Genomic DNA, 14,836 nt, shown 5'->3' on the forward strand with positions numbered 1-14,836 from the left:
ACTTGCCCTCCTTCGGGTCAGGGAACAGGAACCAGAGGCCGGTGGGACCCGATGCGGGTTTAGTCACACGCCTTGGTCACTTGACTAAATACCACATTTACCAGCTGGTTGTCAAGACCTTGAGGGGAGGTGCGTTTCTTAATGTGACCTCGAGGGCCGGGCGGCGGCCACAGGGTTCGGGCCCTCGTCTTGGAACTGTGGGGCGAATCGTGATGATGCGGTAATCGTCGCCGGCGCTTCTCGTGGCGCGCGGGCATCTAAGGTGATTCGATGCAGCCCACCTTCCCGCCGCCCGAAGCGCTGCGGCGCCCGCCGATACGGCTTGCCGACATCGCCGTCGTGCTGGGCGCGCTCACCGTCCTCGCGATCTTGGCGAAGGTCGGATCCGGGATGTTCGTCGGCTTCACGCCGCCGAAGCTGGTCCCTCACATCAGCCTCGATCCGCACAACCTTCCCGGATATGCGGCGCGCTCGACGCTGCGCATGTTCATCGCGCTCTTCTGGTCGCTGCTCTTCACCTTGGTCTACGGCTACGCCGCGGCGCGCAGCCGCCGCGCGGAACGCGTGCTGGTACCGCTGCTCGACGTGTTGCAGTCGGTGCCGGTCCTCGGGTTTCTGTCCATCACCGTCACCGGCTTCATCGCGCTGTTCCCAGGGAGCTTGATCGGCCTCGAGTTCGCCTCGATCTTCGCCATCTTCACGGCGCAGGCATGGAACATGACGTTCTCGTTCTACCAGTCGCTGCGTTCGGTCCCCAAAGAGCTGGATGAGGCCGCGTCGCTCTACCGTTTCTCTGCTTGGCAGCGTTTCGGCAAGCTCGAGCTGCCGTGGGCGATGATCCCGCTTGTCTGGAACGCGATGATGAGCTTCGGCGGCGGATGGTTCTTCCTCGCCGCCAGCGAGTCGATCAGCGTGCTCAATCAGAGCTACACGCTACCGGGCATCGGCTCGTACGTCGCCGCCGCCGTCGCAGCGAGAAACCTGCACGCGCTCGGCTACGCGGTGATCGCCATCGCGATCGTGATCACGATCGTCGATCAGCTCTTCTGGCGCCCGCTGGTCGCGTGGGCCGACAGGTTCCGGTTCGAGCAGAGCGCCTCAGCCGAACCGCCGCGCTCGTGGGTCTACGACCTCATCCGCGCCGCAGATCTGCCCAACGCGATCGACCGGGCGTTCGGGCCGGCGCGCGACTGGCTTACGCTGCGCCTGGTCGCGCTGACCAAGCCGCGCGAGAAAGCATCGTTCGAGCCCGGCAGCATGCCGGACAAGGTCTACAATGGTGCGCTTATCCTCGTGACCGCGGCGCTGATCGCGGTCGCCGCCGATTTCGTGCTGCGCACCGTCGGCGTCGGCGAGGTCGGCAAGGTCCTTCTGCTCGGGCTGGCCACCATGGGGCGCGTGTTCATCTTGCTGGTGTTCGCCACGTTGGTGTGGACGCCCGTCGGCGTCGCCATCGGTTTCAATCCGCGCCTCGCGCGCCTCGCCCAACCGATCGCGCAGTTCCTCGCCTCGTTCCCCGCGAACTTCGTGTTCCCGTTCGCGACCCTCGCCTTCATCGTCTACCATATCCCGATCAACTGGGGGTGCATCTTGCTCATGGCGCTCGGCGCTCAATGGTACATCCTCTTCAACGCGATCGCCGGTGCGCAGACCGTGCCGACGGAGCTGCGCGAGATGACCGATGACCTCGAAGTGCGCGGCTGGCTGCGCTGGCGCCGGCTCATCATCCCCGGCATCTTCCCGTCGTGGGTGACGGGCGCGATCACCGCCAGCGGCGGCGCGTGGAACGCCAGCATCGTCTCCGAGATCGTGTCGTGGGGCTCGACGACGCTCACCGCGTTCGGACTGGGGACGTACATCGCGGACGCGACGAGCAAAGGCGACTGGCCGCGCATCACGTTGGGCGTCAGCGTGATGAGCTTGTTCGTCGTCGTGATCAACCGCGTGGTGTGGCGGCGCTTGTACCGCCTTGGAGAGACGAGGTTCGCCCGATGAGCGCTGCGCTGATCGCCTGTCAGAACGTCTCGAAGCGCTTTCCCTTGCCCGAGGGAAAGGGCGAATTCACCGCGATCAGCGACATCTCGCTCGAGGTGCGCGCCGGCGAGGTGCTCGCGCTGCTCGGCCGCAGCGGCAGCGGCAAGAGCACGCTGCTGCGCATCATGGCCGGTCTCATCCCGGCCAGCGACGGCGACGTCATCAGCGGCGGCGTGCCGTTGCGCGGCGCAAATTCCGATGTGGCGATGGTGTTCCAGAGCTTCGCGCTGCTGCCGTGGCTGACCGTGGTCGAAAACGTCGAGATCGGGTTAGAAGCGCGCGGCGTGGGGCGAGTGGAGCGTTTTCGGCGCGTGCTCAAGTCGATCGATCTCGTCGGACTCGACGGCTTCGAAGACGCGTACCCGAAAGAGCTTTCGGGCGGCATGAAGCAACGCGTCGGCTGCGCGCGCGCGCTGGTCATGGAGCCCAAGGTCTTGTTCATGGACGAGCCGTTCTCAGCGCTCGACGTCCTCACCGCTGAGAACCTGCGCGGCGAGATCGACGACCTGTGGAATGCGGGGTCATTCCCGTCTCAAGCCATCCTCCTGGTCACCCACAACATCGAGGAGGCGGTCATCCTTGCGGACCGGGTGATCGTCTTGGGTTCGAACCCCGGCCATATCCGCGGCGAGGTGCTCATCGATCTCAAGCGGCCGCACACGCGCGCGGACGATCGCTTCAAGGACCTCGTCGATCACCTGTATACGGTGATGACCAAACAGGACGTCGCGGTCGAGTCCTTGGCCGCGCCCGAAACGCCGGAAACGGCTGCCAAACGCCTGGCGCGATCGCCGTTCGCGCAGCCGTTGCCGCACGTGCGCATCGGCGGCATCAGCGGCCTGCTCGAGCTGCTCGCCGAGCAGCCCGGGGGCAAGGAGGACGTCGCCGATCTCGCCGAGCGGCTTGCCGTCACGGTGGACGATCTGCTCGCGCTGCTCGACGCATGCGTGCTGTTGGATTTCGTGCGCATCAGCGACGGCGAAGTGACGCTGACCGACTTGGGGCGCGATTTCGCCACCACCACCATCCTGCGCAGCAAAGATCTCTTCCGCCAGCAGCTGCTGTCGCGCGTGCCGCTGTTCGAGTCCATCGTGCGCACGCTGCGCAACAAACAGAGCAAGTCGATGCGGGCGGATTTCTTCCTCGATCTGTGGGATGAGTATTTCCCGCGTGAGGACGCGCAGCGTCAGTTCGCGACCGCGGTGGACTGGGCGCGCTATGCCGAACTCTTCGAGTATGACGCGGCGGAGGGCATGGTCTTCTTGCCGGAGGAGGCGGACCAGCGCGTGCCCTTCCCGACGTGACGCGCCGCCCTGCTAGGGGCGCCGCCCCGCGAGCCGCACGATCACTTCTTCAAGCGCCTGGTCGGCTTGCCGGCGGCCGGTGAGCGAGCGCTCGAGCGCCGCCATCGTCACGTCCACCCGCTCTTTGAGCTCTCTCTTGCTCAGATCGCGCCCGACGCCCAACAACTTATTGACGCGCCACGCATTCTGACCGGTCGCAGCCGCGTATTCGGTGCCGCGCGCGCCGTTGCGCAGCTCCCAGATGATCTGTTGCTCCGCCGCCAGCCAGATGAGCGGCCCGATCGCGTCGCCGGGTTCGCTCACCAGTTCTTTGGCCAACGTCAGCGCAAGCTCGGCTTTGCCCTCATTGATCGCGCCCGCCAAATCCCAGAACTTGACGTCAGAACTGGGTAGCGCATACTCGCGCACGTCCGCCTCTTTGATGTCCTTCTTCAGGAGTGAGAGCAGCTCGAGCGCGTTCTTGATCTCGCTGACGTTCTCGATCGATGCGAGCGCGAGGGCGGCTCCCTTGTCGATTTTGACGCCCAATCGCGCCGCATGCGACTCGATGTAGCGCTCGCAGCCGGCGGCGTTGAGCGTCACGTCGACGATGAGCGACTCCGCTGCCGCCTTTGCAAACGCTGCCGCCTCGTCCGCCGGCTTGCGGCCTTGAGGCCGAGCCGGCTTACCCGAATGATCGACGATCAGCAGCGCGTGCTCCGGCACGTGTTCCGCGGCCTCGGCGATCTCGTCGCGCTGCTCTTTCTTGAGGTCGATCGTGCCGCGCACGACCACGACGCGCCGCCCGGCGAGGAACGGTAGCGCCGCGGTCTTCTCTTCGATGGTGCTGAAATCGTCGGTCGCGCGCGCGTCGATCACGTCCACGTTGAGCGGGCGCAGCGATTCGTCGGGCAGCGCCGCGGCGAGCAGGCGCGCCAGCACCTCGTCGGCGAGCACCGGCTCCTTGCCCGCGATGACGACGAGCCGCGGCGGTTCCTTGACCGGGCTCTCCATGAACGCCAGGTATCCGACCTTGCCGGCCGCCTTCTTCGCCGGCATTGCTATGACGGCGCTGTAGCGGTCGAATTTATTCGACCGAGCGCGGTGATCGCGGAGCCATACGGGGGCATCAATACCCCCTCTTCCGTGATGAACGCGGTAATGAGGCGCGCCGGCGTGACGTCGAATGCGGGGTTGGCGACCGGGGTATCGGGCGGCGCGACCGGTTGTCCGCGCACGGTGCGCACTTCGGCCGGATCGCGCTCCTCGATGACGATGTCGGAGCCCGATTGGGTGTCCGGATCAAACGTCGAGCGCGGCGCCGCCACGTAGAACGGGATGCCGTGCTCGCGCGCGAGCACGGCCAAAGGGTAGGTGCCGATCTTGTTTGCGGTGTCGCCGTTGGCGGCGATGCGATCGGCGCCGACGACCACGGCCCCGATGTCGCCGCGCTGCATGAAATGCCCCGCCATGCCGTCGACGATCAGCGTGAACGGGATAGCGTCCTGCAAGAGCTCGAACGCGGTCAAGCGTGCGCCCTGCAGCTGGGGCCTCGTCTCATCTACGAACACGCCGCGCAGTTTGCCGTCGCGCCACGCGGAGCGGATCACGCCGAGCGCGGTGCCGTACCCGCCGGTCGCGAAGTCGCCGGTGTTGCAGTGCGTGAGGACGGTGACGCCGTTCGAGAGAAGGGCCGCCCCGTTATCGCCGATGCGATGGCACGCCTCGACGTCCTGCGCGTGCAGCCGCCGCGCTTCGTCCTGCAGCAGCACCGCGACCGCCTCGGGCGGCGTGCCGCCGTTCGTGCGCCGCTTCGCGTCGTTGAGCAATTCGTGCACGGCCCACGACAAGTTCACGGCCGTCGGACGGGCCGATTCGAGCGTCTGTGCGGCGTCGGACAGCATCGCGAGAAAATGGTCCGGGCTGTCGGCCTTCGCGGCAGCGGCGAGCGCTGCGATCGCCATGCCGTACGCACCGGCGATGCCGATCGCAGGCGCGCCGCGCACACGCATCTCGCGGATGGCCTCGGCCACAGCAGCCGGCGTCGTCAGCGACACGACCTCGGTGAATTCAGGCAGCTTCGTCTGATCGATGATGCGGAGCACGCCGGGCTCGTACTCGATATGCGCCGGCCGCGGCGCTCCCGGCGTCATGCGCGCGCGAACTCGCGTCCGGCGATCGTGAACGCTTCGTCGAGCACGCGCACGGCCTCGTCCGCCTGCTCGCGCGTGATGATCAATGGCGGCTGGATCCGAAGGGTGCTGGCATATAGCCCGCCGCGCCCTATCAACAGCCCCTCGTCCTTGCACACGTCGAGAACGCGCTCGGCGGCTTGGCCCGCCGGCTCCTTGGTCCTGCGGTTGCGCACGAGTTCGACGCCGATCATCAGGCCGCGTCCGCGGACGTCGCCGATGATCGGATGTTTTTCGGCCAGCGCTCGAAGCCGCGCCATCAGGTGCTCGCCGACCACGGCGGCGTTTTGGGTCAGACCTTCGCTCTCGATGACGTCGAGCGTCGCCGCTGCTGCACGCGATGAGAGCGGATTGCCGCCGAAGGTGTTGATGTGCGGCCCCTTATAGGCGTCGGCGATCTCGCGCCGCGCCACGACGACCGAGATCGGCAAGCCGTTGCCCAGTCCCTTGGCGGACGTCACGATATCGGGCGTGACGCCCCAATCGCTGATCCCGAACAGGTTATGGCCGAGCCGTCCCCAGGCCGTCTGCACCTCGTCGGCCACGAACAGGATGCCGTGCCGGTCGAGAATCTCTTTGACGACGCCGTAGTACTCGGGTGGCGGCGTGATGATGCCGCCGACGCCCTGGATGGTCTCGGCATAGAAGGCGGCGACGTGGCCGGAGGTCTCGGTCTGGATGACGTCCTCCACCGCTTTGGCGCAGGCGATCTCGCACGATGGATACGTCAGATTCAGCGGACACCGATAGCAGTACGCATTCGGTGCGAACGCGACTTTGGACGGCTCGGCGCCGAAGTTGCGCCACGCCGACAAGCCGGTGATGCCCACCGTCCACGCCGAACGCCCGTGATACGCATGCGCCAGCGCGATGAACTCGGAGCTCTTGGTGAAATGCCTGGCCAGCACGGCGGCAAGCTCGTTCGCCTCGGTCCCGGAGTTGCCGATGAACACCTTGTCCAGCCCTGTCGGCGACGCGTTCGAGAGCTTCTCGGCCAGATCCAGCATCGGCTCGTTGAGGTAGAGCGTCGAGGTGTGCACGATCTTGTCCACTTGATCGTGCACCGCGGCCGCGACCGCCGGGTGGTTGTGCCCGGCCACGAGCACCGCGATGCCCGCGAAAAAGTCCAGATAGCGCCGGCCGTCCTCATCCGTGACATACGCGCCGTCGCCCGACACGAGCGTGAGCGGCTCGGGATAGTACGTCTTCGCGCAATCCATGAGGTACGCGGCCTTGCGCGCCGCGCTCGAGCTTGCCACTTTAGCCATGATGCGGCCGAGTTCTGCGAGCGGGCAGTTTTGTCCCGGCGTCCCAGCCGCTTGACGCCGAGGGGTCGCAAATATCCGAACGGATGGACCGTTCGGAGGATGGCCCGCGTCTTGACCTTATGCTAGGATGCCCCTGGACAACCGTCCAGAGGCTTGAAAATGCTCGATCTCATCCTGCTGTTCTGCACGCTCGTGATCTTCTTCGCGTTCGACCGCTACACGGTCGCCCTGGAGCATCTCTAGTGGCTGACCAGATCGTCGGGCTCGCGCTCACGCTCCTCGGCCTGTGGTATCTCACCTACGCCATGCTGCGGCCGGAGAAATTCTAGGAACCATATGAACCTGTACGGCTGGCTGCAAGCGCTCGTCTTCTTCGCGCTCGTCCTGCTCGTGACGCGGCCGCTGGGATCGTATATGGCGCGCGTCTTCGAGGGCGAGCGCACCATGCTGTCCCCCGTGCTTGCGCCGATCGAGCGGCTGATCTACCGTATCTGCCGCGTCGACACGGCCAAGGAGATGTCGGCCGGGTCGTACCTGCTCGCCACCCTGGCCTTCAGCCTCGTCGGCCTGGCCTATCTGTACGTATTGCTGCGCACCCAGAAGTGGCTTCCGCTCAACCCCCAGCATTTCGACAACCTGACCGGCGACAACGCGTGGAACGTCGCGATCAGCTTCATGACCAACACGAACTGGCAGTTCTATTCCGGCGAGAGCACGATGAGCTATCTGTCGCAGATGGCCGGTCTCTCCTGGCACAATTTCGTCTCGGCCGCCGTCGGCATCACCATCGCGATCGCGGTCATCCGCGGCGTGTGCCGCACGGACAAGCCGACGGTCGGCAACTTCTGGGTGGACGTCACCCGCGCTTCCCTCTACGTGCTGCTGCCGATCAGCGTCGTGGGCTGCCTGCTGCTCGTGTGGCAAGGCGTGCCGCAGAATTTCCATTCGTACCAGGATATCGTCTCGATCGAAGGCTTCAAACAGACGATCACCGGCGGCCCCATGGCCTCGCAAGAAGTGATCAAGGAGCTGGGCACCAACGGCGGCGGCTTCGTCAACGCGAATTCTGCCGCGCCGAACGAGAACCCGACGCCCTTCAGCAATCTACTCGAGATGTTCCTCATCTTCGCGATCGGCGCCGCGCTGACGTACACCTACGGCCGTTACGCCAAGGACCAGCGTCAAGGCTGGGCGATTTTCGCCGCGATGGCCATCCTGTTCGCCGGCGGCTTCACGGTCGCGTACGCCGCAGAGTCCGCGGGCAATCCGATCGTGCACAGCCTCGGCGTCACGGGCGGGAACATGGAGGGCAAGGAGTGCCGCTTCGGCGTCGCCGCGTCGTCGCTGTTCGCCACCGTCACCACCGACACGTCGTGCGGCGCCGTCGATGCGATGCACGACTCGTTCACGCCGTTGGGCGGCTTGGTGCCGCTCGGGGACATGCAGCTCGGCGAGATCGTCTTCGGCGGCGTCGGCACGGGCCTTTACGGCATGATCCTCTTCGTGGTGCTCACCGTGTTCATCGCCGGGCTGATGGTCGGGCGCACGCCTGAGTTCCTCGGCAAGAAGATCGAACGCAAGCAGGTGCAGCTCGCGATCCTCGCCGCGCTTGTGCTGCCGGTGTTCGCGCTGGTCCCGACCGCGATCTCCGTGATCGTCCCGGCCGGAACCGCGACCTTGGGCAACGCCGGCCCGCATGGTTTCTCCGAGCTCCTGTACGGCTTCACCTCGACCACCGAGAACAATGGCAGCGCATTCGCCGGGCTGGGCGGCAACATGTACTTCAACATCCTGATGGGCATCGTGATGCTGTGCGGCCGGTTCTTGTTCCTCATCCCGGCGGTGCTGCTCGCAGGTTCGCTTGCCGGCAAGCCGCGCACGCCCGCCACCACCGGGACGTTCCAGACCCACTCGCCGATCTTCATCGGTCTGCTTCTCGGTGTCATCATCATCGTCGGTGCGCTGACGTTCTTCCCCGCCGATGCGCTCGGCCCGATCGTCGAGCATCTGCTCATGCTGCAAGGAAAGACTTTCTAGATGATCTCAGAGCGACGGCTGGAGCGCCGGCCCAAGGCGCGCTCACTCTTCGACCGCGCGATCATGTCGCGCGCGGTGGTCGACGCGTTCGTCAAGCTCGACCCGCGCTGGCAGTTCCGCAACCCCGTCATGTTCGTGTGCGAGATCGGCGCGATCGTCACGCTCGGCTTCTTCTTCCGCGATCTGCGCACGCATGGCCCGGCGGGGTTCGATCTGGCCATCTCGATCTGGTTGTGGTTCACCGTCCTGTTCGCGAATTTCGCCGAGGCGGTCGCCGAGGGGCGCGGAAAAGCGCAAGCCGATTTCCTGCGGCGCACCAAGACCGACACCAAGGCGCGGCGCGTCGTCGATGGGCGTGAGGAGCTCGTCAGCTCGACCGAACTGCACAAGGGCGACGTCTTCCGCGTCAACGCCGGCGAGCTCATCGCCGCCGACGGCGACGTGGTCGAAGGCGCGGCGACGGTCGACGAGTCCGCCATCACCGGCGAGTCAGCGCCGGTCATCCGCGAAGCGGGCGGCGATCGCAGTTCCGTGACCGGCGGCACGCGCGTGCTGTCGGACTCTATCCTCGTGCAGGTCACCGCAAATCCGGGCGAGGCCTTCCTCGATCGCATGATCGCGCTGGTCGAAGGCGCCACGCGCCAGAAGACGCCCAATGAGATCGCGCTCTCGATCTTGATCTCGGGCCTCACCATCATCTTCCTCATCGCGGTCGCGACGCTCTCGCCGTACTCGCTGTACGCGGGCACCCCGCAGTCAGTGACCGTGCTCATCGCGTTGCTCGTCTGCCTGATCCCGACCACCATCGGCGGGCTGCTCTCGGCCATCGGCATCGCCGGTATGGATCGCGTGCTGCAGCGCAACGTGCTGGCGATGAGCGGCCGGGCGGTCGAGGCCGCGGGCGACGTCGACACGCTGCTGCTCGACAAGACCGGCACGATCACGCTCGGCAACCGTCAAGCGACCGAGTTCGTGACGGCCCCCGGCGTGGACATCAAAGACGCGGCTCGCGCCGCGTATCTCTCTTCGCTGTCCGACGAGACGCCGGAAGGCCGCTCGATCATCGTGCTGGCCGAGCAATACGGCGCCGCGCTGGGCGGCAAGCCGGACAATGCGACGTTCGTGCCCTTCTCCGCCTACACGCGCATGAGCGGCGTGGATATCGCCGGTGGACCATCTATCCGCAAGGGCGCACCCGACGCCATCCGCGCCTGGGCGCGCGAGCGCGGCGGCGACCCCGGTGACGTGCTGGGCGCCGACGTCGACCGCATCGCGCGCTCCGGCGGCACGCCGCTGCTGCTGGCGCAGGACGGCAAAGTGCTCGCCGCCATCCACCTTAAGGATATTCTCAAGCCCGCCATGCAGCAGCGCTTCGACCGCCTGCGCGCGATGGGCATCCGTACCATCATGATCACCGGCGACAACCCGCTCACCGCCGCCACGATCGCCCGCGAGTCCGGCGTCGACGATTTCTTGGCCGAAGCCACGCCGGAGACCAAGATGGCGCTCATCAAGCGCGAGCAGGAGAGCGGCCGCCTCGTCGCCATGACCGGCGACGGCACCAACGACGCACCCGCGCTGGCCCAAGCCGACGTCGGCGTCGCCATGAACTCGGGCACGCAGGCCGCCAAAGAGGCCGCGAATATGGTCGACCTCGATTCGGATCCGACCAAGCTCATCGAGATCGTCGAGATCGGCAAGCAGCTGCTCATGACGCGCGGCGCGCTGACGACCTTCTCGATCGCCAACGACGTCGCCAAGTATTTCGCGATCCTGCCGGTGATGTTCGCGACCGCCTACCCGGTCATCAGCGCGCTCAACGTGATGCAGCTGAACCCGCACAGCGCGATCCTCTCGGCCGTGATCTTCAATGCGTTGATCATCGTCGCGCTGATCCCGCTGGCGCTGCGCGGCGTCGCCTACCGGCCGATCGGAGCGAACATCGTGCTTCGCAACAACGTGCTGATCTACGGCGTCGGCGGCGTGATCATCCCGTTCCTGGGCATCAAGGCGATCGACTTGCTGCTCGGCGTACTGCACCTCTCGTAAGGACTATTCGACCATGAATGCGCAAGACGTCAAAGACAACACCAGCAACCATCTGGTCACCTCGCTGCTCTACACCGTGCTCAGCGTGGTGATGCTCGGCCTGGTCTATCCCGCTGTCATGACCATCGTCGCGCAGCTGCTCTTCCACAATCAGGCGAACGGTTCGATGGTCTATGTCGCAGGCAAACCCGTCGCATCGGCGATCATCGGACAGCAGTGGACAAAGCCGCAGTATTTCCATGGCCGTCCGTCGGCCGCCGGCAAAGGCTACGATCCGACCTCGACGGGCGGCACCAACCTCGGTCCGACCTCGAAGAAGCTTATCGATGCGACCCGAGATGCGATCGCCGCCGTGCGCAAGGAGAACCCGCAGGCGAGCGGCCCGATCCCCATGGATCTGGTGACCTCAAGCGGCAGCGGCATCGATCCCGACATCAGCCCCGAGGCGGCGTATTACCAGTCGCCGCGCGTGGCGGCCGCGCGAGGCATGACGGTTGCGCAACTGCACGCCATCATCGACCAGCACGTGCAGGCGCGGACCCTCGGCGTGTTGGGAGAGCCTCGCGTCAACGTTTTAGAACTCAACCTGGCGCTCGACGCCGGAAAGCGATAGCCCAAGAACCATGCGTTTCCTAGTCTTCGTGGCGGCGGCCCTCGCAGGCGCCGCCCTCCCGGCGCTCGCGCTCGCCGATCAGCCCTCCCCGTCTCCGTCGCCTGTGCCGTCGGCCTCAGCGTCGCCTTCGCCGTCGCCGGCCGTGCAGCTGCACGGCGTTTTCAGCGCGACCGAGATCTTCACCAGCGGCGTCAACGCGACCGGCAGCTTCGATACGCCGACCGGCGCCGACTTGGCATCGCGCTTCAACGTCAGCAACGCCTTCGCGATCTTGACCAAGAACCAAGGGACCTTACAGTACGCGTTGCAAGCCGGCGCGTACAGCATCCCTGTCGTCGGCTTCGCCGGCAACAAGACGATCGCGGGCAACGCGAACACCGGCCTGTACGGACCAGTGCCGCTCGCGTATCTCGAGTACGTGCCGAGCTCGAACTTCAACGTGAGCGCGGGCGTGCTCGCGACGCTCACCGGCGCCGAGTCGACCTTCACGTATGAAGATTGGAACATCCAGCGCGGGGCGGTGTGGAACGTCGAGAACGCCGTCAGCCGCGGCGTGCGCATGAGTTTCACGACGGGCAAACTGAGCGTCACCGGCGGCGCGAACGACGGCTTCTACTCGGGCAGCTGGGTCGCGGCCGAGGGTTCTCTGAACTACGTTCCGGACTCGAATGAATCGCTGCTGTTCGTGGCTCTCATCCCGAACGCCCAGACGCCTCCGAATCCGACCGCCTCGGTCGCCAACAAGGAGCTGCTGAACCTCGTCTACACCCGCACGCTCGGCAAGCTGCAGATCGCGCCGTACGTGCTGTGGGCGCACTCCCCGTCCGCGCCGGGCCTGGGATATACCAGTTCGGAGAGCGCGTTCGGCGCAGCCGTGCTGGCGGACATGAACTTTTCAAGCAAGTGGTCGACGGCGCTGCGCTATGAGACGCTGCACAACTCGAGCATGCCCGGCGCCACGAGTCTGAACGCGGACCTCGTCGGCTACGGACCCGGCAGCGGCGTCAACACGCTGACGCTGACGCCGGAGTGGAAGGACGGGCCCGTGTTCGCGCGCGTGGACTTCTCCGAAGCCTGGCCCGGCTACTACACGCCCGGACTCGCGTTCGGCACGGGCGGCACCGGGAACAGCCAGTTCCGCACCGCGCTCGAGTTGGGGATCCAGCTCTAAGACGGATCAAGGGGCGGCGGCGCGAGCACGAGCAGTTCGCGCGCGCCCGCCTCGAGCACGCGTCGCGCAAACGTCGGACCGAGCGGCCAACGCGGCGTCGCGCGCGCGCCTTCCACCGCGAGGAACGCGTTGTGCTCACGCGCGAGCGGCACGATCGCTTTGGCGGCGTCAGCGGCGCTGGCATAGATCCAGCGGGCGTGCACCGCTTCGGCGGCGGCCTTGAGCTCCGCCAAAACGGCGGGCGGCGTCACGCGGCCCTTCTGTTGGATGTGCACGACGATGTAATCGGCATCGAGCCGCGCGCGCAGCTTGGCTCCGCGATAGATGAGCTTCACATCCCGCGCGCGCGCACCCACGCCCAACATCAGCGCGGCGACCGGCGGCGGCATGGGCTCGAGCGTCCGCGTGCGCACCGTCTCGCGCAACGCCAGTTCGCGCAGTCCCGCAAGGTTCTCGGTGCGAAAGAAGTTCGAGAGCGACGCCTCGATGCGGTTGGCGGGGTAGATAAAGCCCGCACGCAGCCGTTCGCGCAGGATCTCCGGCGAGACGTCGACCAAGACGAGATCGTCCGCCATGCCGAGGATCCAGTCGGGCAGCGTCTCGCGCACGGTCACCCCGGTCAGCCGGGTCACCGAGTCTCCCAGGCCCTCGAGATGCTGGATGTTGAGCGTGGTGAGCACTGATATTCCGGCCGCCTGGATCGCGAATACATCAATGTAGCGCTTGGCCGACGCGCTGCCCGGCGCGTTGGTGTGCGCGAGCTCGTCGACCAAGACGACCTGTGGGTGGCGCGCGATGATGGCATCGCGATCCATCTCCTCGTAGGTGATGCCGTTGTAGGTGCCGACCCTGCGCGGCACCACTTCAAGCCCTTCGAGCTTGCGCGCCGTCTCCGCGCGGCCGTGCGTCTCGATGTAGCCGACCACCACGTCGACGCCCGCGTCTTTGAGCTGATGGGCGCGGTCGAGCATCGCATAGGTCTTGCCGCTTCCGGCCGCCGAGCCGAGGTAGATCGTCAGCCGGCCATACGCGTTGCGCAGCGGGTTGTCGCCGCGGTCCCGGTGAGCGTCGGCCGCGTTGGACGCGCCGGCGGCCGGCACCGCCCCTGCCACAGCGCCGATCGGCTTGTCGCTGGCCACCAGCAGGTCCCGGTCGGCGCCGCGGCTCAGCAGCGTGCGCGCGATATCGCCCTTTGGCATCGCGATCAGCGCGCCGGCGAGCGACTCGACTTGCGGCGTCGAGCCACCGCCCGGCCAGGGGACGTTTTTGCCGCCGCTCTTTGCGGTCGCCGCCGCGCACGTGTCGCGATCCATGCCGGGCTCGCACGCGACTTCGAGCACCAGGTCGAACAGCGACGCGATCGATGCGACGCGCTTGAGATAGGCGTTCGCGTCGATGCCATCGGTCAGCAATGCGACGACGGTCGACACGCGGGTCGGCGCGACTTTCGGTATGGTGAAGTCATCGACCAAGCGCAACATGAGCTCGCGCATCTGCGCGAGCGCGGCTAGGCGGAACGGCCCGGCCAGCGCGCGATTGATGTCCTCCGAGCGCACGATCTTGCCCTCGCGCAGCCGCGCTTGCAATTGCTCCGGCGATACGTCGACCGCGACCAGCTGGTCGACGCCGTTGATGAACGACATCGGCACGATTTCGCGCACGGGAAAACCGATGATGCGCTCTGCGGCGGGCGCCACCGACTCGATGTGCTGCACGTTGATCGCCCCCAGCACGCCGATGCCGTGTTTGACCAGTGCCGCGGCGTCTTGCCAGCGCTTCGAGTGCACCCCTCCCGGGAGGTTCGCGTGCGCGAGCTCGTCCAGCACGATGACCTCGGGCTTCGCCGCCAAGGCGGCGTCGTAATCGAAGTCTTCAAACGTGGAGCCGGCCATCGTCACCACGCGCGGCGCGATCCGCGGCAGCGACGCGGCCAACTCCTCGAGATCAGGCCGGCCTTTGGTCTCGAGCGCGCCGATGTAGACGCGCCGCCCCGTCTTCTTCAGCGCGAGCGCGTCCTCGACCATGCGTCGCGTCTTGCCGGCGCCCGGCGCGATACCCAGATAGACGCGCAGACGCGGCCCCATGCCGAGATCGGAAAGCAGCCCCGCAGCGGCCTTCGCGCGAGAGTCGATCGCGTCCACGCGTTCCCGTTCGCCCCGCAAAGACGGCGTCCATGCGCATGGGAGGAA

The 14,836-nt window shown here is 66.4% G+C and carries 10 protein-coding genes; 6 read left to right on the forward strand and 4 right to left on the reverse strand.

The window, feature by feature from the left end; all coding sequences use genetic code 11:
- Window positions 1-270 precede the first annotated feature (270 nt).
- Both VKF82_09320 and VKF82_09325 read left to right on the forward strand, forming a co-directional pair.
- Complete coding sequence (locus VKF82_09320; GenBank protein ID HME82263.1) at window positions 271-1,995, forward strand: ABC transporter permease subunit; 1,725 nt, start codon at window positions 271-273, stop codon at window positions 1,993-1,995.
- Window positions 1,992-3,338, forward strand: coding sequence for a nitrate/sulfonate/bicarbonate ABC transporter ATP-binding protein (locus VKF82_09325; protein ID HME82264.1), 1,347 nt, complete (start codon window positions 1,992-1,994; stop codon window positions 3,336-3,338). Before VKF82_09320 ends, VKF82_09325 begins: the two co-directional genes overlap by 4 nt.
- A 12-nt stretch (window positions 3,339-3,350) precedes the next feature.
- Here VKF82_09325 and VKF82_09330 read toward each other — a convergent pair whose 3' ends face one another.
- From VKF82_09330 to VKF82_09340, 3 genes are read right to left on the reverse strand one after another with little or no spacing between them, the layout of a single operon-like run.
- On the reverse strand, window positions 3,351-4,376 hold the full coding sequence (locus tag VKF82_09330) for a hypothetical protein (GenBank protein ID HME82265.1): 1,026 nt from the start codon (window positions 4,374-4,376) through the stop codon (window positions 3,351-3,353).
- A gap of 2 nt (window positions 4,377-4,378) precedes the next feature.
- Window positions 4,379-5,470 (reverse strand): S-methyl-5-thioribose-1-phosphate isomerase, encoded by a 1,092-nt coding sequence (mtnA, locus tag VKF82_09335; protein HME82266.1) that lies wholly within the window; start codon window positions 5,468-5,470, stop codon window positions 4,379-4,381.
- Complete coding sequence (locus VKF82_09340) at window positions 5,467-6,777, reverse strand: aspartate aminotransferase family protein (GenBank protein HME82267.1); 1,311 nt, start codon at window positions 6,775-6,777, stop codon at window positions 5,467-5,469. Before VKF82_09340 ends, mtnA begins: the two co-directional genes overlap by 4 nt.
- 336 nt (window positions 6,778-7,113) lie before the next feature.
- On the opposite strand from VKF82_09340, the gene kdpA reads away from it, so the two are divergent.
- The 4 genes from kdpA to VKF82_09360 are packed head-to-tail and all read left to right on the forward strand — an operon-like array spanning window position 7,114 to window position 12,647.
- Entirely contained in the window at window positions 7,114-8,814 is a 1,701-nt protein-coding gene (kdpA, locus tag VKF82_09345; protein ID HME82268.1) for a potassium-transporting ATPase subunit KdpA, read from the forward strand.
- A complete protein-coding gene (gene kdpB, locus VKF82_09350) occupies window positions 8,815-10,863 on the forward strand; it encodes a potassium-transporting ATPase subunit KdpB (GenBank protein ID HME82269.1) in 2,049 nt (682 codons plus the stop codon).
- A gap of 13 nt (window positions 10,864-10,876) precedes the next feature.
- Window positions 10,877-11,476: a potassium-transporting ATPase subunit KdpC gene (gene kdpC, locus VKF82_09355; protein ID HME82270.1), complete on the forward strand. Its 600-nt coding sequence runs from the start codon at window positions 10,877-10,879 to the stop codon at window positions 11,474-11,476.
- A 10-nt stretch (window positions 11,477-11,486) separates the two neighbouring features.
- On the forward strand, window positions 11,487-12,647 hold the full coding sequence (locus tag VKF82_09360; protein HME82271.1) for an outer membrane beta-barrel protein: 1,161 nt from the start codon (window positions 11,487-11,489) through the stop codon (window positions 12,645-12,647).
- Here VKF82_09360 and VKF82_09365 read toward each other — a convergent pair.
- Entirely contained in the window at window positions 12,644-14,788 is a 2,145-nt protein-coding gene (locus tag VKF82_09365) for a hypothetical protein (protein ID HME82272.1), read from the reverse strand. The genes VKF82_09360 and VKF82_09365 overlap by 4 nt on opposite strands.
- Window positions 14,789-14,836: the final 48 nt, after the last annotated feature.

Source organism: Candidatus Eremiobacteraceae bacterium (genome assembly GCA_035314825.1).
Taxonomy (GTDB): Bacteria; Vulcanimicrobiota; Vulcanimicrobiia; order Eremiobacterales; family Eremiobacteraceae; genus JAFAHD01.